The 23,556-nt window shown below is 38.3% G+C and carries 21 protein-coding genes; 2 read left to right on the top strand and 19 right to left on the bottom strand.

The annotated features are described in order from the left end of the window. Window positions 1–11: 11 nt before the first annotated feature. The 19 genes from ACL6C3_RS12570 to ACL6C3_RS12660 all read right to left on the bottom strand — a co-directional run bounded on the left by ACL6C3_RS12570 (window position 12) and on the right by ACL6C3_RS12660 (window position 20,693). On the bottom strand, window positions 12–1,184 hold the full coding sequence (locus ACL6C3_RS12570; RefSeq protein WP_413167501.1) for a glycosyltransferase family 4 protein: 1,173 nt from the start codon (window positions 1,182–1,184) through the stop codon (window positions 12–14). Continuing rightward, window positions 1,177–2,694 carry a hypothetical protein gene (locus ACL6C3_RS12575; protein WP_413167502.1) on the bottom strand — a complete coding sequence of 506 codons (1,518 nt, stop codon included), beginning with the start codon at window positions 2,692–2,694 and terminating at the stop codon, window positions 1,177–1,179. Before ACL6C3_RS12575 ends, ACL6C3_RS12570 begins: the two co-directional genes overlap by 8 nt. 5 nt (window positions 2,695–2,699) lie before the next feature. Continuing rightward, the gene (locus tag ACL6C3_RS12580) at window positions 2,700–4,019 is read right to left on the bottom strand and encodes a hypothetical protein (protein ID WP_413167503.1); all 1,320 of its coding nucleotides are present in this window, start codon (window positions 4,017–4,019) and stop codon (window positions 2,700–2,702) included. 124 nt (window positions 4,020–4,143) lie between these two features. Then, window positions 4,144–5,202, bottom strand: a complete 1,059-nt coding sequence (locus tag ACL6C3_RS12585) for a glycosyltransferase (RefSeq protein ID WP_413167504.1) — start codon at window positions 5,200–5,202, stop codon at window positions 4,144–4,146. 68 nt (window positions 5,203–5,270) lie between these two features. After that, complete coding sequence (locus ACL6C3_RS12590) at window positions 5,271–6,230, bottom strand: hypothetical protein (protein ID WP_413167505.1); 960 nt, start codon at window positions 6,228–6,230, stop codon at window positions 5,271–5,273. A 73-nt stretch (window positions 6,231–6,303) separates the two neighbouring features. Next, window positions 6,304–7,551 (bottom strand): glycosyltransferase, encoded by a 1,248-nt coding sequence (locus ACL6C3_RS12595; protein WP_413167506.1) that lies wholly within the window; start codon window positions 7,549–7,551, stop codon window positions 6,304–6,306. 40 nt (window positions 7,552–7,591) lie between these two features. Next, a complete protein-coding gene (locus tag ACL6C3_RS12600) occupies window positions 7,592–8,758 on the bottom strand; it encodes a glycosyltransferase (protein WP_413167507.1) in 1,167 nt (388 codons plus the stop codon). Window positions 8,759–8,862: 104 nt separating this feature from the next. Next, window positions 8,863–9,822, bottom strand: a complete 960-nt coding sequence (locus ACL6C3_RS12605; protein ID WP_413167508.1) for a glycosyltransferase family 2 protein — start codon at window positions 9,820–9,822, stop codon at window positions 8,863–8,865. 28 nt (window positions 9,823–9,850) lie between these two features. Beyond that, window positions 9,851–10,828: a glycosyl transferase gene (locus tag ACL6C3_RS12610; protein ID WP_413167509.1), complete on the bottom strand. Its 978-nt coding sequence runs from the start codon at window positions 10,826–10,828 to the stop codon at window positions 9,851–9,853. A 13-nt stretch (window positions 10,829–10,841) separates the two neighbouring features. Continuing rightward, window positions 10,842–11,864 carry a glycosyltransferase family 2 protein gene (locus tag ACL6C3_RS12615; protein ID WP_413167510.1) on the bottom strand — a complete coding sequence of 341 codons (1,023 nt, stop codon included), beginning with the start codon at window positions 11,862–11,864 and terminating at the stop codon, window positions 10,842–10,844. 34 nt (window positions 11,865–11,898) lie between these two features. Next, window positions 11,899–12,378, bottom strand: a complete 480-nt coding sequence (locus ACL6C3_RS12620; RefSeq protein WP_413167511.1) for a hypothetical protein — start codon at window positions 12,376–12,378, stop codon at window positions 11,899–11,901. Window positions 12,379–12,502: 124 nt separating this feature from the next. Beyond that, the gene (locus ACL6C3_RS12625) at window positions 12,503–12,880 is read right to left on the bottom strand and encodes a glycosyltransferase family A protein (RefSeq protein WP_413167512.1); all 378 of its coding nucleotides are present in this window, start codon (window positions 12,878–12,880) and stop codon (window positions 12,503–12,505) included. Further along, window positions 12,877–14,139: a glycosyltransferase family 4 protein gene (locus tag ACL6C3_RS12630; RefSeq protein WP_413167513.1), complete on the bottom strand. Its 1,263-nt coding sequence runs from the start codon at window positions 14,137–14,139 to the stop codon at window positions 12,877–12,879. Before ACL6C3_RS12630 ends, ACL6C3_RS12625 begins: the two co-directional genes overlap by 4 nt. After that, the gene (locus ACL6C3_RS12635; protein ID WP_413167514.1) at window positions 14,117–14,995 is read right to left on the bottom strand and encodes a sulfotransferase domain-containing protein; all 879 of its coding nucleotides are present in this window, start codon (window positions 14,993–14,995) and stop codon (window positions 14,117–14,119) included. The genes ACL6C3_RS12630 and ACL6C3_RS12635 overlap by 23 nt, the downstream gene beginning before the upstream one ends. A 33-nt stretch (window positions 14,996–15,028) precedes the next feature. Continuing rightward, complete coding sequence (locus tag ACL6C3_RS12640) at window positions 15,029–15,880, bottom strand: Stf0 family sulfotransferase (protein ID WP_413167515.1); 852 nt, start codon at window positions 15,878–15,880, stop codon at window positions 15,029–15,031. A gap of 60 nt (window positions 15,881–15,940) precedes the next feature. After that, window positions 15,941–17,038 (bottom strand): glycosyltransferase family 61 protein, encoded by a 1,098-nt coding sequence (locus ACL6C3_RS12645; RefSeq protein WP_413167516.1) that lies wholly within the window; start codon window positions 17,036–17,038, stop codon window positions 15,941–15,943. 9 nt (window positions 17,039–17,047) lie between these two features. Continuing rightward, window positions 17,048–18,313: an ABC transporter ATP-binding protein gene (locus ACL6C3_RS12650; RefSeq protein WP_413167517.1), complete on the bottom strand. Its 1,266-nt coding sequence runs from the start codon at window positions 18,311–18,313 to the stop codon at window positions 17,048–17,050. 39 nt (window positions 18,314–18,352) lie between these two features. Then, on the bottom strand, window positions 18,353–19,183 hold the full coding sequence (locus ACL6C3_RS12655) for an ABC transporter permease (RefSeq protein WP_413167518.1): 831 nt from the start codon (window positions 19,181–19,183) through the stop codon (window positions 18,353–18,355). Window positions 19,184–19,367: 184 nt separating this feature from the next. Further along, window positions 19,368–20,693: a hypothetical protein gene (locus ACL6C3_RS12660; protein ID WP_413167519.1), complete on the bottom strand. Its 1,326-nt coding sequence runs from the start codon at window positions 20,691–20,693 to the stop codon at window positions 19,368–19,370. 308 nt (window positions 20,694–21,001) lie between these two features. Here ACL6C3_RS12660 and ACL6C3_RS12665 point away from each other — a divergent pair, with 308 nt between their 5' ends. Together ACL6C3_RS12665 and ACL6C3_RS12670 are read left to right on the top strand one after the other, a co-directional pair. Beyond that, window positions 21,002–21,229, top strand: a complete 228-nt coding sequence (locus ACL6C3_RS12665; RefSeq protein WP_413167520.1) for a hypothetical protein — start codon at window positions 21,002–21,004, stop codon at window positions 21,227–21,229. Window positions 21,230–21,281: 52 nt separating this feature from the next. Further along, window positions 21,282–23,540 (top strand): GumC family protein, encoded by a 2,259-nt coding sequence (locus tag ACL6C3_RS12670; RefSeq protein WP_413167521.1) that lies wholly within the window; start codon window positions 21,282–21,284, stop codon window positions 23,538–23,540. Window positions 23,541–23,556 lie beyond the last annotated feature (16 nt).

The following is a 23,556-nucleotide window of genomic DNA, read 5'->3' on the forward strand; positions in this document are numbered from 1 at the left end:
CTACTTAGAGATTAAGTCTTGAGAGAATTGATCGCATCTTTCAGTCCTTGTGTCGCTTGGACATAGCTATAGTTACTGATGATTTTGCGGCTTTCTTCTCCCCAATTTTTTAGAGTTTCACGGTTAGAAAAGGCTTGTTGCAGACAAGTTTTTAAAGCGGAAATATTGCCAGCCTGAAAAATTAATCCGTTGCGGTTGGGGTGAATTAAATCTTGGGCGCATCCAACATGATTGCTAACAAGAACTGGACGGGAAAGACACATGGCTTCATTAATCGCCAGTCCCCAGGTTTCCCAAGCGCCATAACTGGGTAAAACGACGAGATCGGCTACTGCATAGGTTCGCGGCATTTGACTTTGATTTTGAAAAGGGGCAAAATAGATTGATGGGTGATTTGCGGCTTGCGATCGCAATTCATTTTCTAAGGAACCCGCCCCAACAAATAAGAGTGAAACCTGGGGTAAATTAGACTGTATAAAAGCCTGAAGTAAATCAAGCGGTCGTTTTTTGCTTTCAAATTTTCCCGCAAATAAAATAACAGCATGATCTTCGGGAATTTGAAGTTCCTGTTGCCAGAGTTTAGCCTGTTTAAAGGCTTCTTGAGTTTGAGAAAAGAAACGATCATTATCAACTGCATGGGGAGAAAAAAACAAATTTTCTGCTGAAACTCCATGATAAGAGTAGTAGTTATAATTAGCTTTACCTACATATAAACAAGCAGAAAAACGGCGATAGATGAGAGAAATTAATTGACGACGCGCCCATTCTTTAAGGCCTGTTCTGGGTAATATTCTATGGGAGTCACCCCTAAAAATGAGGGGAATTTTACGAGTATCCCAACGGAAAATAAAATTATAAATACTGGCGTAATTATAGCACATTAGCAGTACAATATTCGGCTGATAGCTTTGAACCTTGGTTAAGAGAGAGGGGTTTTTAAATCCCCAAAAATGATGGGTTCCCGGATTGGGACTGTGGTTAGGAACAAATTCATAATTGTATCCTGACAATAAGGGAATGTCCCACTTAATTGATTGTTGAAATCCTTGGTCAATCTGTTGAGTAATGCCAAAAGTCCACAGGTAAAAAACTTTTATTGAAATGTCATTTTCCTGAGCCAAGTAACGAAACCAAGGTGCATAGTATTGAATCGGATGAGTTGTAATAATGGCAATTTTATTCATGTTCAACCTCGTAATCATGATTAGATTCCATCAATTCAAAAACAGGATGTTCGCGATTGGGAATAACTTTCATAAATACAAATGTGATTCCGACTAAAACCATACTTGATTGAAACAGAGAAGCGACATAAACACTAGCTGACCATTCACTTTGAGCAGCAAAACTAATAATTAGAATCGAAAAAAGCGATCGTACTGAGAGAATTGAGGTGTTCATACTCCAGCGAGAAATTTTACCATAAGCCGTTCCGAGAATCATTCCGAGTCCAGCAGTACCAATTAACCCAAAGTTTGCATAAGCTTCCGCTAAAAGCCCCCAAGCGATGGTAGTTCTATAGGTATCTTGATAACTTTGTAGTCCGTAATAAACACTTAAAATATAAGTTCCTTCGTGACTCCGAGGCTTGTTAGGATAGATAACTCTGGGGAGTATCATCTGAGGTAAAATTAGATATGTTTTTCCCATTAAATAGGGATATTCTTCGGGAGATTTTTTCTGAGCTAAAAGCAACATTTGAATTATACTTGAGCGCTCAGAAGGTGAACTTTCTTTTGATCCTTCTTCTTCCTGTTCTTCATGGTTTAAGTTTTCAAAAGAATAACCGATCCACTCGCTGTACCAGGCTGGATACTGCCAGGGTTGTAATGTAAATCCTCCTCGATCAAACCAATATTTTCCTCGCATTTCACCCTTACCATAATGGAGAACAGTTAGACAAGCTAAAACCATCACAATTGTAATTAATGGTATGCGACGACTTCCCAAAATATAAGCAATAAAAGCAACAGAAAAAACCCCAACATTATCTCTGAGAACTAATCCAGCCGCACTACTAATAAAATAGGAAATCATTAAAACAATATAGATTTGTGATTGAACACCTGTTAACTTTTTTTCCCCTTGGCGATAAGATAAAATAAAAACAGCTAATACACTGAGTCCTAAAATTCCTCCTCGAACCAATGCAAATAATCCCCCGCTCAGAGCAAACCATTTCCCCCTAGCATACATTTGAAAGAAAACTGCACCCGCTAGAATTAATAAGAAAAAGTTTTCTCCTTTGTTATCAACAAGAGCGCGATAAGATAGAGGTGGAGGGGGACTCGATTTAACCTGTTTTAACCAAAAAAAAGTTCCGACTGCCAGATGAATAGTAACTGTAATTCCGGCATAAAATTGGCTTTCTGGAGGATAAGTAACGACTAGAGGATGGTTGCTGAGTAGAGGGATTGCATTTGTGTTTAAATGGGTTAAAGCAAAGAAGGGAAAAATGGGCATTCCTAAGGCTTTTCCGGAACACCAAAGATACATCGGATATAGGGATGCAATACTAACGAAAATTGCAGCCAGACTAACGAGGGGATTATTGGTTTGTAAAGACTGAGCATTTTGAACAAAAAATACACCAACCCCAATCCAAAAAGTCTGAAGTAAACGTCGTCTTTCCCAGCGAATGAGTTGGGATTGAGCTTTTTGATAAATATCGATAACTTGATGATATAAGCTCATGGGAATTAAGATGCTGAAAAATCACGTAACACTCGATCAAATACAGCACATTGCTGTCGAGTCATTTCTTGCGCTGTGTAGGGTTTAAAAGCCAACCAATTCGTTTCAGGTTGATATTTTTTTGGAGTCGAAATTAACCAATTTAATTGCTCGGTAACTTGCGGAATTAAATCGCCCGCACCGTGTTGAGAATCAAAAGTAACAACTCGACCTGCTTGACAATTTTTGATAATATCTACAACGGAACTTTGTTGGTGAAATAGAGCTAAAATCGGTTTGCGAGCTAAGATACAAGGATATAATTTAGAAGCCGTATAATCGGGATTATTTGAACCAATCAGTATAATTCCATCGCTATCTACTAAAAGTTGTAATGCTTCAAAATAAGGAATGCGATGAGGATGTTCTTCAACTAAATCATTCACTCCAAATTCTTCTGCTATGGGTTCAACGGTTTTAGTCGCTCGTTCTCCCGAAGCGTAACTGGTGCCAACAAAATGTAACTTGATGGAATTCCAATATTCCGGATGGCGATCGCGTTCGGATTTAACTCCTAAAAATAAAGCTCGTAACGCCAACGCCATATCGCTTCCGCCACGACCAACATAAAGCCAATGACGTTTACCATCATGGGAATTAAAAACAGTTTGCTTAACGTTTAACTGAGGAAGAAACTCAAAATCTTTTTCCGGCGCACCAAAGGGTAAAACCGTAAATTGATCTTCTTTCAGCCACGAATATCGCTCAAGTAACGTTTGGGGATATGCGGGAGAAACGCTAATAATATGGCTGACTTTACCCATCGCAAACGGCTCTAAAGTTTCCGCTAGTCGTTGAGCAAAAGCATACTTAAATTGACCGCCAGGAGGTCGATGGTATCCATATTTTTTCCCATAGTCATTTAACCAAGGATCTTGAAAATCGAGGAGATAAGGAACTTGAAAACGGCGAAACCACAACGGGGCTAATGCCATTGTTATAAAGACCGTTGTAGAGAAATAAATTAAATCTATTTTTTGTGTGCTTAGGATTCGCTGACCTGCGGCAAATAAATAGGGAAGACACCGCCAACCAATATTATTTAATCCTAGCCGACGAGTCTGTTCAACAGGTAACGCATTAATGGGTGTAATTGATAGATTTTCAGGTAGAGTTTGAGTGAGTAGCGGGTCTATAATTCCCTCTACACAGTCGGGGCGTACTGTCAAAATTAGAGGTTCCCAGCCGAATTTTTGAAAATAGGGTAATCCCATTCTAACCCGTTGATGATCGGGCGCATTAATGGGGGGAAAATGAGGACTGATAATCAAAACTTTACGGTTCAAGGCTAATTCCTCTTAAATTTATTTAAAATTTATCCGAGTGAAAGTTTTGATAGAAACTCTCTACGACAGATCACAAAGACTTGCCAATATCTCCGGAAAACTTCATAAATGTTTATATTTTAAATCAGCAATCCATCAGAGTTTGTTCTAAACTTGTACCCACTAAACTGTGATAAAGTTGCTCATATTGGTCTACAATTTTGGAAGCAGAAAAACATTTTTGGGCGCGTTGACGACAATTATAACGGTCAATTTTCGTCAGGTTTTCTACTGCCATACAAGCTTCTTCTATATTGTTAATAAGATAGCCATCAATTCCCGGACGAATAATTTCAGGTAATGCACCTCTCGGACAAGAAATCACAGGTGTTCCACAGGCGAGCGCTTCTGCAAATACAATGCCAAAAGGTTCTTCCCATTCTATCGGAACAATCATCGCCGCCGCCTGACCTAAAAGTTCGTTTTTTTGCTCATCATTGACGGTGCCAACGTATTCAATTCCATTTTTTCCAAGATGGGGGAGAATTTCGTTTTCCCAATAGCTTCCTGCTTCCCCGATGGTGCTGTAGTTTCCTGCAATTAACAGGTTTCGTCCGGTTTTCTGTGCAACTTTGATAGCGGTATGTGCGCCTTTTATCCGTTCAATTCGACTTAGAAATACTAACGGCGCATCGTCAGCAACATGAGGTTTAAAGGTGTATTTTTCAGTTTCAACACAATTGTAAATGGTATGCCAAACGCCTCCGCCTGATCGTCCCTGGCGACAAATATAATCGCTGCAACCTGTAAAAGTAAGATAATTTTCTGCGAGTTTAGCTGCCCATTTAACGGACGATCCTCCTGTAGCCCGTTGATAAGACATGATTTTCGGGAGAGGATATTTTAGCAGGGGTAATAAGTAAAGAACGCGAGAAAAACTATGAAGAATATCGGGTTTAAATTGTTGAACGGCTGACCATAATGTTAGTGTATTTTTTAGGGAATCAAATTTATCTTGAGAACGCAATCCTGGCCAGGGAAAATGATAATGAGCGGGTGAGGTTGAGTTGTGATGAGCTACTAACCCAATGCTATAACCCCGCGATCGCAATTCAGTAATTAATAAATCAATAATGCGTTCAATTCCTCCATAAAGTTTCGGAGGAACCGGAAGTTCGGGATCGGCGCTTATAAGGATTTTCATCAGATTTAATCTTTGAATCCATCAACTAAAATTTACAATAGTTTTTAAGAAAGCCAGTTAAACTCCTTTTATTTTGCTTGAAGAAAGGTTTCCCAGGCTGACAACTTAATATCTGCATAACCTCTCTGTTCTAGAGGAACTTTACCTTGTAAAATTGAATGTTGAATTTGAGGTAATAACTCTAGATAACGGGGAGATTTCGTGGTTGGATGCAGTAACCAAGCGTTCTTTGAGTTCAGATTCAATCTCCAACCTCCAGCCCGACCAACACGCTGAAATATCATAATTTCTGGCGATCTTGGATAACCCCGCTTCAGATATTTTCGGAGTAAAGTTTCTGCTAAAATCTTACCTTGAATTAAGGGTAAGTAAGTCGATAGTTTTTCTATATCAATCAAGTAACAGCGAGTGCTAAACCAGTCATTTTTCCAGCCTCCTGCAACCGGAGTAAATGGTCTACCTTCGTGAAGACTAGGTGCATCTGGAAGTTTTTTTTCTGTACTAAAAGGTGGACTAATTCTAGGGCTAGCTGCGACAGCGTTTGGCGCTTTTTCTATTAAAGAAATCGCTTCAATAGGCCAATCATAATTTAAGGATTGATAGAGCAACATATCTGCATCATAATGCAGTAGATAGCGAGTTTTGCTCATCTCAAAAGCCGCCAGATAAGACATCAGGGCGCAACCCCCGTAGTCATGGGTTTCATTTACCCAGTTTCCTAAATATTTAAGAGCTAGAATGGGTTGCAAAGAATTCCCAGGTTTTAAGTAAACAATTCGATCTATATAGCCCTGAGTTTTAAGTTCTTCAACAATTGCACAAATTTTTTCGACTCGCTGAGAAAATCCGGGTTCAGGAAAACGTCGATTTGGATCAACAATTTTCGTTTTTTGAGGTTTACAACAATCCACAATTGCCAGTATTTCATCTACGTTAGCTCGATGAAATTTAGCGAGAACTGGAACCGTTACGCCCGCATAAGCAACATCACCTGGAGATAAATTGATTTGTAAAGTTAGATTATGCACGATTCTATTTGTACTCAGTCACAATCTTGGATAATTCTAATATCAAGCATAAACTTCAGAATCCGGAAAAATTTTACTCTAATTTTTTCGCTCTCTGAATTCGAGAAAGTTCCGATCTTTGTAAGAGCAAGTTAACTTGTTTTTCCCAACCCAATTTATTTTCATAGGCTTGCAGTGACGCCGCTTTAGCTCTAGCTAACTTTTCCGGATTTTGCAGTAAGTTTTCAATCGCTTCAGCTAAGAGAGTAGGATGATTATCTGTGAGTAACTGACCAATTTCAGGACAGTCCTGAAAAATCTCTTTTTGTCCTGCTGTGTCCGTAGCAATGACAGCTAAACCTGCTTGTAAATATTGAAAAAGTTTATTAGTAATGGTAAGATTTCGGCTAGGAATATCGGCTTGTTCTAGTGCCAAACCAATATCATGTTCAGCAATGCGAGATAATAACTCGGAATTGGGAACAGTTGGATGAATAAAAATGCGATCGCGCCACTCGTCAGTTACTTGCTGTTGTAGCCATTGCTGTGCTGTTTTGGGATAGTCACCCCGCAAATGAATTTCAACAGGGGTTTGCAGATAGGGTAAAGCTTTAAACAAAATTTCTAAGCCTCGTCCCGGCCCTATTGTTTGAGAAAACCAATGCAAAGAAGGAAGTTTTGAGTTGATTTTATCGAGCGTTTTTCCATCGATATAGAAGCGTTCTTTTGCCGGAAATGTATTGTAAATTACTGTCGGTTTGGGTACTTGATAAGCCTCAGAAAAAGCCTCGGCGAGAGCATGAGAAGTGGTCAAACAGTAAATACAGTTTCTAGCTAGACGATGTTCAAATGTTTTTAATTGATGAATGGGTCGAGTTGCACGGGCTGAGGGAAGCAAATCTTCTGAAAACCAATCTTCAAAATCAACTCCCACACAAAAACCTTCATTTAAAAGTTGATTTCCTACCCAAAGTCCACCTTCAGAATGAACGATAGTTAAGTCGGCTTGAGTGTGACGAGCGACTTGCAGCATGGCAGTTGCACCATAGCCTAATAACTCCGGTGAAAATGTGCCAAATCGTTTATATTTTTCTTTGGCAATTCTCGCCTTTATTCTAACTATAATATTCTTGATTTTATGAGTGGGTTGAAAGTCAATAATGGGTAAAAATTGCCATGTTTTTGTAGCTAAAATCAGGCGATCGCGTTCTACCAGTTCGGGATCAAACCAGAAACCTCTCACAGTGACTTCATGTCCGACTGCGGCTAAAGCGTCTGCTTCTTTTTGAGGGCGAGGTGCGGTGCAAAGATGACCACCAATTAAAATTAAAATTTTAGCCATAATTTTTTTTTGAAATAGCTAGATAACACATTGGTTAAGACTAAATTTTTAATCCGAGTTTATTGATAATTTTATCAACTGTTTGACCGACAGTATGCTGTGAAAATACTCGTTTCTGAGCTTGAAAACGCATTTTTTTTCGTCGTTCTGGTTCGGCTTCTAACTTGTGAATTTTATCGACCATTTCTTCAGCAGTACGATAGGTTTCAATTTCTTCACCTAGCTCATAAAGATGTTCTAATCCTTCTGTCCATTCTGTCAAGTAACAAGCTCCCATCATCGGGGCTTCAATATCTCGCATTCGAGAATAAGTATCTGGTTTTGAAAAGGGATATTGATAGCTAGGATAGCGATTAATCCCCAAAGTTATACAACTTTGTTGGATAATCTTGACATATTCCTGAGGATCAGGTTTCGGTTTTACTGCATCTTTAAAATAATCATCAGGTATTCTCCTTTGACGTTTATAGGTTGCTTTTGCATACCAAGCATTGATTCCATTTTTCGTCAAAAAATTGACCTGGTTTACCAGAGTTTTGTAAATGGTTTTTTCCGGTTTTATAACTGTTGAACTCAGAGTTTCAGCTTTATTCCAGGCTGCTCCTCGAATTTCTAAAGAAATACCCAAATTCAAGACTTGAGCTAATAATGCTTCTCGCTGAATATCTCGCGAACCAATGAAACTGACACCGTAGTGTTCTGGATGATCCCACGTTCTTTGTTCGGGTGGAATCCAGACAGGCATAGGAGCATAAACATAGTTTTGTTTGGCTTTTTGATACATTTTTATCGCTTTAAATTCTGGAACCCAGTGTAAATTAAAGTTATAAAATACTTCGGGTATTTTGGTAAACTCTCGAATATTATCACAGAAAAAGTTAACGCAAGGAATTCCTAATTTTTGAATTTCTTTAAGGGCCGTAGGTTCAACTTGTTTCGGAAACAGATAGCTCATAAATAGGTTGATCGGTTTTTTACGATGCTCTTTTTTAATTGCGGAAAGGGTTAAAGACCAAGTGCGATCGCGCCATTTGTTTAAGGCTTTTTTATCTAAATATACTAAACCTTCAGCCCAATCAACGTTTTGAGCTTCAACCCATTCATGTCCCGCTTCTTCTATTCCTTTTTTAAAGTAGTCTTCCCAAAACTGGTAAGCTGGAACTAAGTGATTTTTAAGAGACTGTTGACAGACTAAAAAGATTCGCATTCTAATTCTTTTATCCTATTTTAAGGGTTAATATAAATATCCGAGATGACGATTTTTTTTATCTTATCTTGATAAATACTATCTGTTTATCTTGATGTTTTGAGTTAAAATATTTGTTTTAAATCATTGAAAACTAATTGAATCTTTTTGGCTGATTTCCAACCTACTATTTCAGCTAATATCTGAAACCGAGGCCCGCCAATGGGTTTAATCTCCGATCCTCCTAAAAATTTAACTTTCTCCTCTGCTTTACGAATTAAATCCCGTACATTATTGACATAGTTATTGTAAATAAAACGTTGAAAAGCAGTAGCACAAGCATGACGTGTATAAGAACTATTTTCTATTGCTAAAAGATAGCTGGTGCGAAGTTCTAGAGAGTGAAAAGCTGATTCCCATGCGGTTCGAGATTTAGAAGCGCTTAGACTCCCTGAAATACCAGATCTGTAAAAAACTTTAGCACCTTGACAAAACCTAACGCCCTGACTCGCTAAAACAACCCGACAAAAGTATTCACCATCATCATCTAGAGATAAATTTTCATTCCAAAAACCCGCTTTCTCTGCAATATTACGAGGTACAAGCCACGCTCCAGGGTGCATCATCCACTCTCCTTCCCAAGCACAAACTAACCAGTCAATGGGTGACATATTCTTCCAAAGAGGTTGAGATTTAAACACAGCTTCAGAAGGTGTTTTATAAAATCTTGCCCATTCTCCAGTTGCTACAAATTCAGAGTTGCTATCTCCTAAAAGTTGAATTTGACGCTCTATTTTGTCAGATGCTAAAAGGTCATCAGCATCGAGGTATTGAATAAAATCTCCTTGACTTTCGTGAAACGCTTGATTTCTTGCCGCACTCGCCCCCCTATTTTGCTGATGAATAACTTTAAGATTTTCCGATTCAAAACTCCGCGCAATTGCTAAACTGTTATCTGTTGAACCATCATCAACAATGATAATTTCTAAGTTTTTCCAAGTCTGCGCTAAAGCTGATTCTAAAGTTTCAGCTAGCCATTTTTCGCAGTTATAGCAAGGAATGAGTATAGAGACCAGTGGTTTCATAATGAATCCTCAACATAGAGTTTAAAGTTCACTTATTAGGGATTTTTTTGCTGAAAATTAGTTTCCAAGCGTGGCGAAAATACCAAGGTTTTGAGTCGGCTACATAATGATGTAAAATTCCTTTTTGACTAACAACTTCTTCTTTTGTTGGCTTCACAATGTAGTCTTTCGGGGGAGCAATATCACAAGGTTTACCTGCCATAATCATTGCAGTAAGAGCCTGTTCTTGGTAATAATGAGTTCCTTCTTTTTCAATCAAAATTCGACACCAATATTCTAGCTGTTCCCAGTCAATTTCATCACTCTTTAAGCCACAAATTCCAACGTTCAAGCGTTGAGGAATTTCAGCTTCGGCTAAAGATTTCATTAAAGACTCTGAATAACCGTAGGAAGTCTCTACATCGACCATATGACAGGGTTTATTGGGAGAGTTCAACCAGTCAATTAGAAAGGTTGGAGTTCGGAAGAAAAGCATATCTGAGTCCAACACTAACTTCCACCCAGAAGAACCAATATGAATATCAGTGAGCTTTCGCATATTTGGATAATTTGCACGGCGTTCTCTAAGATAAGGAAATTTACTGATAGGTAAATATTGGTCTAGGCGTTCTTCTATCTCCTTTAAAAAAACTATTTTTGTTATAGGAAATATTCGCTTAATTTGTTCAATATACTTGTTTGCTAAAGTTCCATCATCATAAATGATTGGCCGGATATTACTCGGAGAATAAAGAGCCATTGAGTAAGCACAAAAACAAGTTTGATACCAAAACTTTCGACCGGTTAAAAAGTGAATGTTTAGAGGTGAATCAGGACTCTGTATTTCAATGGGTTGAAGTTGATAAGCTGCTGCTTCCATCTGTTGACGTGCTTGCTCATCTATCGCACGTCTAATTGGATCTCGACGTATATATTTCTGCATCAAACCTTTGGGAGCGTAATAAAGCCGATAAGCGACAACTCCTAAGTGCAGAGATTTAGCAAATTGCTTGAGTGATTTATTCATATATTCCTGATAATTATATTGTTACTAACCGATTGACTAACTCTTTCAATTCAGATTCACTAACTGTTTTAATTTTTGAATAGTTGGGTCTTTGAATCCATCTTAAAATACGTGCAGCATTTTCAACACCCACAACTTTAGCAAGTCGCTGAAAATTTCTTCCACCCAGTCTTGAACATGAAGTTTTAGGTGAATTTATCCAAATATTTAACATCATATTTTCAAAGGTTTGATTAAAGTGAGTTGGTAATCTTCGCCAAGACATAAAAGCACATTCACCAACCTGTTCGCGTACTTTTAGAGTATCTTCAGTTTTTGGACAATTTTTGATAAACACTGACATTAAAGCCAAGGATGCTATTCCTAACTTTTCCCAGTGTTGTGTAAATCTCTCCTCATTATGTTGAGTTCCAATTGTATAATAGCCATCAACCTTAATAATTTTTGCGGGATAAAGTGCTAAATTATAGTAAATCCAAACATCTCCAACTGAGTCAAAAATTTGATGTTCAGGAACCAATGGATTTTCTAAATGCTTTTGAATATAGGAGCGTCGATAAATTGGACTGTGAGGCATTGGCTGCACTTTTAAGTAAAATTCAGTAGCATCTTTCACTGTCGGTAAGGTTCCATGGGGTTGAAAAACTAATGAATCATAGGAACCTATTAATGTTGTAACAGCCTTGTCAGTATAAGAAACATCAGCTTCTTGATTCCGCATTTGACTAATTTGAGAAACAAGTTTATCTGGGTGAATCAGATCATCTGAATCTAGAAATAAGATATACTCTCCATTGGCTTGCTTTAAACCCGTTTTTCTGGCTATAATTGAGCCTTGATTTTCTTGACGAATAAAGTTGATTTGCAAGTGATTAAAGTCGGTTAATTGTTTCGCTAAGGGTTGTTCTGAACCGTCATCAACCACTAAAATTTCAACCTGTAAATTTTGGATTCCTCTGGCTACACTTTCTAATGTATATCTCAATAAATCTACTCGGTTGTAGGCGGGAATAATAATCGATAAGTCTAAAGACATAAAAACGGACTCCTCTAAAATAATAATTTGGCGATCAGTTGACTGATTTATGATTTGTTAACTCACCCAATCCTTCAAAGGTTCCACAAGCACCTTGCCATCGAATGTATGAAGCTGGATCTTTCCAGGGTTTATAACGGAAAAAGGCTTTAATTTTTCGGGGTAAAACTGTCCAACGAGGGATTTTTAGCCAAGGTCGAATTTTATGTGTATCTAATACTTGAATCCAAGAACGTGACATGGCTCGATTTAACTTGGCAAGATAGTTTTTTGAGAGGCGACTGGAGGGAATTAAATGAGTTAATTGAAGTTGAGGAAAATAACCCACACCCCAACCGGCTTCTAAAACTGTTAAAACAATGTCATTATCTTCGCCTGAAATTAGTTTTTTTCCGGTGCGACCTAGTGCAAGTCTGGTTTGACTTTCCGTCACTTGTTGAGCATAAAATTCTGCTGCTTCTCGTCGCAATACCAGTCCCGCACCAATGGGAGAAAAATCAGGATATTGTTTCAATTGCTTTGAGGATTTTAGAGACTGAATTGATGTTTCTTCCCAGTAGCATACTTGAAAGCCATTTCCTAAATCACGCAGCCCTAAAAGTCCGCTAATTTCGGATATCCAAGGCTCGGGTTTAATTTCATATTCGGGTATTGTTCTGCCCCCCCCATGCTCCTAATTTGGGATAATTTGTAAAAATATCAAGTACATTTTTTAGATAATCTGGACTCAGAACATTATCATCATCTGCAAAGACAAATAATTCTGTAAGCGCTTCTTTAAATCCTCGCAATCGAGCAGTTGTTAAGCCTAACTTTTCTTCTCGAACGTGTCTAGCATTTGGATGCCAACTTAAATCAATTTCTGATGAAAGTAGTTGATGACTCGCATTATCAACGAGTAAGAGTTCCCATTGCTCTATCGGTAATGTTTGATATTTTAATGCCTCCAACACTCTACTAATATAATCAGGTCGAGGATTATGTGTACAGATAATTACACTGATAATTGGGTTCATGGCAAAATCACCGAGTAATTTTTAATTGTTTGTTTAGCCATTTGTTCTCGACTAAAAAGCCGTTCAACTCGCAGACGACCCTGTTGACCCATCTGATGACGCAAATCAGCATCACCAGCAAGTTTTAAAATCTTTTCAGCCAAGTCTTTTGAATCACCGGGTTGAGCGAGTAAGCCTGTTACTTTTTCCTCTATCACTTCGGGAATACCTCCTGTTTTACAGCCAATCACAGGTTTTCCATAACTCATGGCTTCCACATAAATTAAACCAAAAGATTCATAACGCGAGGGAGCAACAAATAAGTCACATTCTTGATACATATGATGTAAAGTTTGCGAGTTTACTGTTCCAATAAAATTTACACGATCATTAAAATTTTTACCCCATTTATTTTGCAATTTATGTTGATAATTATAATCTTTATCTTGGCCGACAAGGGTAAAATAAATCTTATTCATTTTTTCTAAAACTAGGGGAATTGCTTCTAGCAAAACATCTATCCCCTTACGATATTCAAAACGGCCTACATAGAGAACATTAATCTTTTTTAAGGGTTGATATGATTTCTCAAACGTTATCTTTTCTGGGAGTTTAATCCCATGAGGAATAATCTTAAATCTATCTTGATTAATTTTAAAGTCATTACAAATTTCATCTCGATGGGCGAGAGTATGAGTGGTTAAGCAATCGCTAAAACGAATCATTAACCCTTCTAAAGCAGATGCTATTTTTATCGCTCTAGAAACAAATTCATAATGATCTCTATTAATTTGTTTGAGTGTTGTTGAAACCCTCGTTACAATTAGGGGACGATTACGTTTGAACAAGTAAGCCAGACAAAGAAAATCATAACTTGTTGTTTCAATCACATCGATATCATGTTTTTTAACAAGTTGGCTTAAAAATTTTTTTGTATGCAGAATCGTCCAAACTTTTTTCAGGATTAATATTTGCGCCCATCTACCTTTAAACCCGGTTTCAATCCAGTTGGGTAACTTAATTGAAATGGGATGAAGATAGATTTTTACCTTCTGGTTTTCTGAAACTTCTGCTAGGATATCATCCTCTGTTAAATTTTGATCGCTGACAAATAAAACATGAACCTGATGACCAAGCTGACTTAATCCATTTGCCAATTCATAAAAATGATTAGCAATTCCACTATTAACTAGATGTCGAGTTGGATAGTGAGGAGTGACAATGCAAATATTGATTACAGAATCACTCTTAAAAGCTTTACCAGTCGTTGTTTTCTTCATAGCCAAGCTGAACTAAAAGTGAACCGTATTTGTCTTTAAAAAACTGTTTATGTTCTTCTTGAAAGTGATTCTTCCAATCTCCAGCAACTCCTTTTCGATTATGAGATTTGACATCTTCTTCTCCGGGTTTTCTGCCTCTTGCATAGCGAGAAAAATCATGTTCATAGACAATATTTAATGCTTGCCAAGCATAAATTTTTGAATTAAAACTCATCTTATTTTTATGAGAAGGATTTATTTTTTTTAAGCCTCGATTGAGAGTTTCGCTAACTAAATAGGATGACATAGATTTAACGGAAATATACGGAGAGTCATCCAGCAAGTCTAAAAATTGCAGAAGGTCTAGAAACTTGTTATAAGGGTTTGCAATCATTTCTTCAAACTTAATTTCTAGGATATTTGGGAGATTATAGTTCCATTCCTGCATTTCTCCAAAGATGTTTAATTCCACTCCATTTACCTTCATATAGGAGAGGTAGTCTATCACAAAAAGTAAGCCTTTTTCCTTGGGTAAGTGTTCTAATTCCTGACGATAATCATTCAACTCCGGCCAATAATGGGTAGAGTGACTATATCGATGAGAGAAATATGCAGAAACAACAATATCTCTAGGATCTCGAATAACGTGAAAGCCTTTTATCTTTTCTAAGATAGGTTTTATAAAGTGAATATTCGCGTTTGTATAACAGATAAAATCTATATTTTCGTTTTGAAGATAGCTATCCAAATCAAAATCGAATAGCTGAGGATTGCTAGCAATCTGACATTTGAGATTAACGAGATAACAAACTTGTTTAATTAAGGTTTCAATCCAAGTTGATCCCGACTTATGATGACCAAAATATGCCAATTTCATGGTATGATTTACTCCGGTTTAGCCGACTTGTAACTAACTTTTTGAATTTGCTGGTTTACCCCTATTCTTAAACCTATTTTTCAAAAAAGACAACCTTTTAAAAATTTTAGGGGGAACCCATTTTTTGAAAAGGGTATAACTACGATATTGAACAAGCAATAAATCAGTGTAAAAATCCGCCTGCTTTTTAAAGGATGAATTAAAATTTATATCCTCGGAAACTGGAATTTCTAAAAAGCTGAGAACATCAACAATATTCTTCTGTTTATTTTGAGCAAGTTCTTCGTAGATAATTATTTGTGGTTCAATATTATTATTTTCAAAGAACTGAAACCACGCCTTCTCATCTTTCTCTATCTGAGAGAGGTAAACCTCTACCGTTCCAGGGCTGATATAAGGATAAGGATTTTTCGGTGAGTTGGAAATATTATCGTATCGATTAAATGAGATTTTGCCCGGATTTTGACTATCCTGATATTTATTCCATCGCTTTGTTTTAATTGAACGAGCTAAGGATATGGCTTGGCGAACTTTGTTCCGGCGAGAAATGAAAATAAACTTGAGATTGGGAAAAACTTCTTTCAACAATTCTAAATCAGACTTTGATGTAGTCTCAGAAGTTTCATGCAATCTTTGCAGAACTTCTTGACAGTTACACCACATTAACTTAACACCACTGACACCATTAGAAGATGCAAATGACTCCAGGGTTTTTTGAAGATATTCTGGATAGTTACTAGAGTCTAACTTACTTTTTTTCTCCCATTCGGCTAGAAAAAACTCTTGAGGCTGACCTACTAATTTGGTATGGCTTAGGAGATCGCAGAGTAGAGTGCTTCCACTTCTCATTGTCGAGCAAATTATGTAAGTTTTTTTCAGATTCATAAGTTTTTACCTGTTCATTATCTTGCTGTCTTTAATTGAACTTAAAATGAGGCTAACCGATCAAGGAAAATTAGATTTAATTATCTGTTCAATTTCGCCAAGATTAACCTCAAAATTAGTATCTTTCTCTTTTTCTTGAGCGCACCAATACAAGTAAGAATGTTTCCGAGACTTTGATAAGTAGTAATAGTGGGGAAAAATAGATTGCATAGGATGTAATTCTAAAAGTTTAATTTTTTCTGAGAAAATGATATTAGTCAATCCCGCACCGTGAACACCGACAACAAACTCTGCATTATAAAACAAATCAATTTGTTCTTCTATTGAGAGGGTTTCAAGTACATATTTTTTGAATCCATATTTTTTTAAAACACTAAAAAATTCATCTTCATTAAGAATGCAGCGTGTAGATTTATCCGTGATTTTTTTTCGCGATATAAAAATGCGATTCTTTTTTTCTCTAAGTTTGTTTGGTCTAACTTTTTCTAGAAACCAATCCAGGTAAGTTGAAGGCAAAAAACCAGCAAAGCGACGGCTTAAATATCCCAAGAAAATCAACCGATCTAATGAGTAGAGCTTCGATTGGTCTACCCAAGTCATTCTAGCATTTTTGGGGAGTAATTTTTCAAGAAAAAAGTTTTCAACTTTTGTTAATTCTGAGTTACATAAAACTTTGATTTCCTTAAGGCTCTGATAACTCTTGTGGTGCAGTGTATAAAGTCTGGGAATATGATCGATTAAAGTGTGATAATAGTTACTACCATTGGCAAAGGTGTGAAACACGGTACAATCACCTTCAATTGTTTCGGGATTGCTGAAATATAGCTTTCTGATATTGACTGACTTCGCAATTTTTTCCTTGGTTTTTACCGTGCTACTAGAATCTACAATTATTTTTTTATACGAACTAAATAATAAATTACTAGCCGGACAATACATGACATTTTTCAAATCAGTTTTATAAACCGTCGGTGTCACGTAATAATTTTGTTTTAAGCCCTGAGATAAATCGTATAAAGGCATCTTTAAAATTTCTGATGTCTCTACTTTCTCGGGCGGTAATACTATTGGACAAGTATTCAAATTTTTCTCTAATTTATCTACAGATGTTAGAGAAATGAAATAAGGGCGTATAGCTTGTTTAAAAGTTGTTAGCATTTGGCTTAGTTACTTGCAACTATAAGAAAATTGAACGGGTAACGGGACAAATCCATTCTGACGCCAGGAAAAATAATTTCCTGAACCATAGATATCTACGGGTGGAATATTAATGATTGCAGCATCTTCTAATTTAAAGATCACTCCCCTTCCCGGCAGACTAACCATGATATTAATCAAATAATCACCTCCCCCTAAATATCGAGTAATATCTTGATATTTAAAAACACAATTCCAGTCCCCTTGAATATTATCTAAAAATGAGTTAGCCATCCTCGGCCAAATATTAGAAACAAGAACTCCATCAGAAGTCGTTATCCGAACGGCTACTGCTAAACGAGAGATTTGTTTTTGAGCATAACCTTTGACTTCTACTTTGAGTGTTGATGTGGTTTCATCATCTTCGATAAAAGCATCAATACTGTGAAGTTCAAGCCCATATTCCTGATTAACAATCTTGCCATTTAACTGAGAGCTAGCCCGACTAATCATCTGGTTTTCATAGGAATCAATAACGTCATCAACTGCTCCGGTTTCCCGTATTTTTCCCCGTTCTAGCCAATAAGCCACATTACACAACTTGCGAACTGCCGCCATTTGGTGGCTAACAAATAATACCGTTCTGCCTTCATTTTCGGTGATGTTTTCCATCTTTCCGAGACACTTATTTTGAAAGGCAATATCCCCAACAGCCAAGACTTCATCAACGATTAAAATCTCGGGTTCTAAATGGGCGGCGACTGCAAAAGCCAGACGAACTCGCATTCCTGAAGAATATTTTTTTACGGGTGTATCGATGTATTTATCAACTTCAGAAAAGGCGACAATTTCATCAAATTTTCGTTTAATTTCTGCCTTGCTCATTCCCAAGATTGCCCCGTTAAGGAAGATATTCTCTCGCCCGGTTAACTCTTGATGAAATCCCGTCCCGACTTCTAATAAACTGGCAACTCTGCCGGAAATTTTTATTCTTCCTGTTGTCGGTTCTGTAATTCGACTCAAAATTTTTAACAGGGTTGATTTCCCCGCCCCGTTATGACCGATAACTCCAACTCTATCCCCTTGTTTGATCTCAAACGAGACATCTTTTAACGCCCAGTATTCTTCACGAATTGGATCGGATTTTTTATTGATAAAAGGGTTAATAACTTTTTGGGCTAAAGACTTGGCTCCCTTTTCCATCTGATCTCGCAGGGTTGCATAAGACTCCTGTTTTTGATGACCGATGATGTATTTTTTGCCCAATTTTTCTACCTGAATAATTGTCTCATACATATGTTTTTAACATGACGATTTTCTAAAATTTTTAGCAAATTAAATGACATCGGCAAAAGTTCGCTCTGTTTTTCGGAAATACCAAACTCCCGTAGCAAATATTAGTAAAACCAATCCAATAGAAAAACTAAATCCCAACCCATAAATTTGAGTTTCTCCGCCAATAATTGCCCAACGAAATCCATCAATCACACCAACTAAAGGATTGAGATAATAATAAAACTTCAAGTCTTCGGGAACAATCGTGCTACTAAATCCGACGGGGGAAATATACTGACCAAACTGAACGACAAACGGCACAACATAGCGAAAATCACGATATTTTACATTTAATGATGCAAACCATAGCCCGCCTCCCACAGCAGCCAAAAATGCAATCAAAATAAATAACGGTAGTGTCAGAATTCGCCAGCTTGGAATAAAGTTATACCAAGCCATTAATCCTAATAAAATAATTCCGGAAACTAAAAAATCAACAAAACTAACAACCACCGCACTCACTGGAACAATCAATCGCGGAAAATAAACCTTAGAAATTAAATTAGCATTCCCGATTAAACTATTACTACAGTTGGTTAGGGAATTGGCAAAAAATTGCCAAGGAAGCATTGCAGCAAAGACTAAAATCGGGTATGGAACGCCTTCCGAGGGTAGTTTTGCGATTTTACCAAACACAATCGTAAATACAACCATCCCTAAGAAAGGTCGAATTAACGCCCAAGCAATCCCGATAACTGTTTGCTTGTAACGGACTAAAATATCCCGCCAAGATAGAAAGTAAAACAACTCTCGGTATCGCCACAAATCTTGCCAATATTGGCGTTCTACACGACCAGACTCAATAATTAACTCGGTAGATTTTTGCGTCATAAAGACTGAGTTAATGAAGATAAACTAAACCGGATTTTCCCAAAAAAACGGGTTTTGTTTCCACTCCTTTTTTCAGAGGAAAACTTGACTATCCGGACTCATCCGGTATAATTTAAGAAATGTAAAAATCTTTTTAATCTATTCAGCTAACTCTTTTCGGCATTCCCGATTATTTAGGGAATGATTAGTAACGGGCAAATTTTGATTCTGAACCTTTCAGGGGAGAGGGAGAAACTTTAATATCGTGCATAACGTCTGACGATTCGCTGTAAGATTCAACCAGTTTTTTTAACAAACTTGGCATCTGTTCAATTTCCTCCTCGGATTCTTCAATGATAGATTCTGAAGCGCTATCAAACTCCGGCTCAACCGCAACAATAATTTCCGCTTTATCTTTTAACGAATTAGCCGCTATCTCCGCATCAATTTGATTATTTTCAGGGGTATAACTTGGCGGATAAACTTCCTCATCTGCCATCACTTCCGACGGGAATTGATACGGTTCAACTAATTTTTGCAGTAACTTCGGTTTGGAATTGATCGCCGAGGGTTGAGAATTAACCCCAGATGCAACCGTTGTTTGAGGGGAATTATCTCTCGAATTGATATAAACTATCGGATTTGAAGATTCGAGATGATTTACCTCGGAAATTTGCCCGGATTGTTCCGCCGGAAAAACCGCCATCACTCGGCGAGGTTCCACCACATATTGAGCCGCCAATTTTGCCGAATTTGCCACCGAAAATTCTGGCATTTTAGCTGATAAATTCTCTCTCGCCTGCGGCAACTGAGGACTCACCCGGATCATCGACTGAGGTTCAACAATATACTGACTCAAAGAAGGATTGATCGCTCGATCTGGGCGATCAATATTATTTCGAGAAATTCCCTCAAAACTATTGCTAATTATCGCATCAGGTGCAATAATATATTCGGAGGCGATCGCTTCACCTTCAAACAAAGGAGGCGGAGCGGGAACCGGCACTAACCCCGATGGAAAATCAGAAACAGACATCGGTTTACGGGTAATTTCTGGCTCCGGTAATTTTTCCATCGCCATCTCCAGGGGTTCGGGCGGCGATCCCTGTTGATCAAAGTTGAGATAGTCGGGGAAATACTCATCGCTGAAATTCCCCATCGGCTTGACATTGAGCCGTTCTGTCCGGGGAAGCGGGCGAGCCTCAGCCACCAAGTTACCAATGTCCAACGGCGACCGTTGCCAAATTTCAGGCTGCTTCGGGACAAAGTTGGAAACATCATCGGCCTTCACCGAAGGGGTCAAATCTTGGGTGAACATCTGTTCCGGGGGAGCAACCGACGGTTCCACGCCATCTGAGGCGGCAATCATTAAATCCTCAGCGTTCATCAGGGGATTTTCTTGGATGCCCAGTTTAATCGGGCCGGTGGTCTGGTTGGGCGGGTTGAGATGCTCGTTGACGGCCATCCCGGTCAGCGTACAGCCGACAGCGGTAGCAACACAGCTTAGGGCGGAATTATTGATCGGACTCATAATCAATTCAATATTTCTATCATCGAAGTAGCAACATTAAGCCCCCCAACTCGAAAATATACGGAAGTTCACTTCCGCACGCTGTCCCAATATACGAGTTATGCTGTCGCGATCCGGATCGATAAACAGTAAATTTTCTCAATCTCCTGATCGGCCACAAACACTTCGTAGATCTACATAGTCTTTCTTGATAATTTTTGATGTTTTAGGGGTGATATCATGTGAGCAAAATCCGCTTTTATTCCCCTTTTTAATTCCCATTTTTTACAGATTTTTTCTTTGTTCAGTCAAGCATCCAAACAACGTTCATGCGGGTTTCTATCCTGACTGTTTTAACTTTGGCAATTTTAACCTCTGAAAGTTCGGGTGTTTATGCCTCCGGTTTAAAAGGGGGTCATCCTCTTTTATTTGCCGCCAAATCTAACCCTTTGCTTTTGCGGAATTATTCGGACTTTCAATCGCAACTCAATTCAACCGGATCAATTCATCACTCAAACTCAATTTTCCTCCATTCTACAAAACCCTTTCGGCGTTAATCCTCTACAACCGGATACCGATGATTAATGGTTTATTTTAACAGTTTATCCTATGGCTACTCCATCCAACTCCGAAAAAATACTTTCATCAAAATCTCAAAAATCCCTAACGCCTCTCCCCTCCCTTTATCAAAATCAAATCAGTTCATCCCCGGAATCAGAAGGAAATGATTTTGGTCAAATTTTGGCAATTATTCAGCGCAGAATTCTGTTAATTACCAGTATTGCTTTTGCGGTGGCGTCGGGGATGACATGGCAAGCCCTTAGAAAACCAGTCGTGTATCAATCCGGTTTTCAACTGTTAGTCGAACCCGTAAAAAGTTCGGATAAACTCGCCGGACTGACAACGAATAGTTACGGCGGTAAAGTTAAAGAAACTTCTTTAGATTATGAGACTCAAATCCAAATTTTAAAAAGTCCCCAACTGATTAATCGAATTATTGAAAATGGCATTTTTCAACAATATCCCGGATTAACTTACGGAGCAATTGTCAGCAGGTTATCAATTTTTAGACAGGGCGAAACCAAAATATTAACCGTTCGTTATCAAGATTCAAATCCGGATCGGGTGAAATTTGTACTCGATCAGTTGGCCGTTGGTTATTTAAGATATTCTCTACAAGAACAACAAACAAATCTCCGCCAAGGGCTGCAATTTGTCGATGAACAATTACCCGAATTAATTAACAGAGTTGACACCCTACAAGCCCGACTCGAAACCTTTCGACAGCAATATAATTTTATCGATCCCAAAACTCAAGCCCAAAAATTATCCGCCCAAGCTGAAAGTTTATCCGCCGAAAAATTTGCAATTCAAAAACAATTGGTTGAAGTTCAAACCCGCTATTCTATTTTACAACAAGAGGAAGGCGCGATCGCCGCTTTAAATGCTTCGGCAAATTATCAACAATTAATCGGTCAAATTCGGCAAATCGAAACTTTAATTGCTTTAGAATCAACCCAGTATCGTTCCAACAGCCCCCCCATTCAAAACTTACTCAATCAACGTCAAAATTTAATGCCCTTATTGCGTCAAGAAGTCCAACAAGTTTTAGGATCTCAAGTCGCCGCCGTCACCAACGAATTATTATTATTACAAGTTCGTTTAAATGCCATCTCTCAAGCCGAAGCCCAAGTCAACCGCCAACTCGAACAAATGCCCACCTTAGACCGTCAATATACCGATTTACAGCGAGATTTAACCATCGCAACCAACAGCCTCAACCGCTTTTTAGAAAAACGAGAATCCCTACAAATAGAAGGCGCTCAAACCGAAGTTCCTTGGCAAGTTTTATCCCCTCCCGCTCGTCCCGGAGCGCCCGCCTCTAACTTAATTAATCAAATAATGACCGGAATTTTTGGCGGTTTGGCTGCGGGGATTGCTTTTGCCTTTTTACTCGAACGTTTCGACAATGTATTCTACTCCGATGAAGACATCAAAGACAAAACCAAATTGCCGATTTTGGGCGTAATTCCCCACAACAAAAAACTCAAAGCTTGGGAGCAAATCCAAAGCGAACAGCAAATGCAGGGCGAACAGTTTAACGCCGATGTCGGGGAATTGAACGAAGCCGAAATTCCCTTTGTTTTGGGCTACAATTTCCTTCCCTTTCTCGAAGCCTTTCGCACCCTTTGTACAAATATTGGTTTTCTCAGTTCCGATACGCCCATTAAATCTTTTACCATCAGTTCTCCGTCTCAAAGTGATGGTAAATCAACCGTAGCCGTGCATTTTGCCCAAGCTGCTGCGGCAATGGGAAATCGCGTTTTATTAGTCGATGCTAACTTACGATTGCCTGAAGTTCACGAACAATTTAATTTAACCAATGAATTCGGACTCAGCAATTTGATTAATACCGATGTCGATGCCGATGAAGTGATACAAAAAGTCCCCCGGTTTGAGAATTTATTTGTGTTAACCGCAGGTCAAATTCCCCCCGATCCCACCAAGTTACTTTCTTCCAATAAAATGAGAAGCTTGATGAAGGTTTTTTGTGCAAACTACGATTGGGTAATTTACGACACCCCGCCCTGTACCGATGTGGTTGATAGTAAAATTTTAGCCCCCCATACCGATGGATTATTGATGGTGGTTCGTTTGAAAAAAACCGATAAAAATTTGCTCAATCAAGCCCTAGAATCTCTCAAATTGTCCCGACATAATGTTTTAGGAGTGGTGGTGAATTCGGCAAAACCCCAACAGAATTTATCCGGTTACTATGCCGCTTCCCCTCAAAAAGAAGCTTGGACGAAAGCCGCTCTCGAACCGGCGACAGAGACTCACACCCCTGAAACGACGGGTAATGGCTAGCGTCGGCCTGCAAATT

This window comes from Capilliphycus salinus ALCB114379, assembly GCF_047276495.1.
Lineage (GTDB): Bacteria > Cyanobacteriota > Cyanobacteriia > Cyanobacteriales > Microcoleaceae > Capilliphycus > Capilliphycus salinus.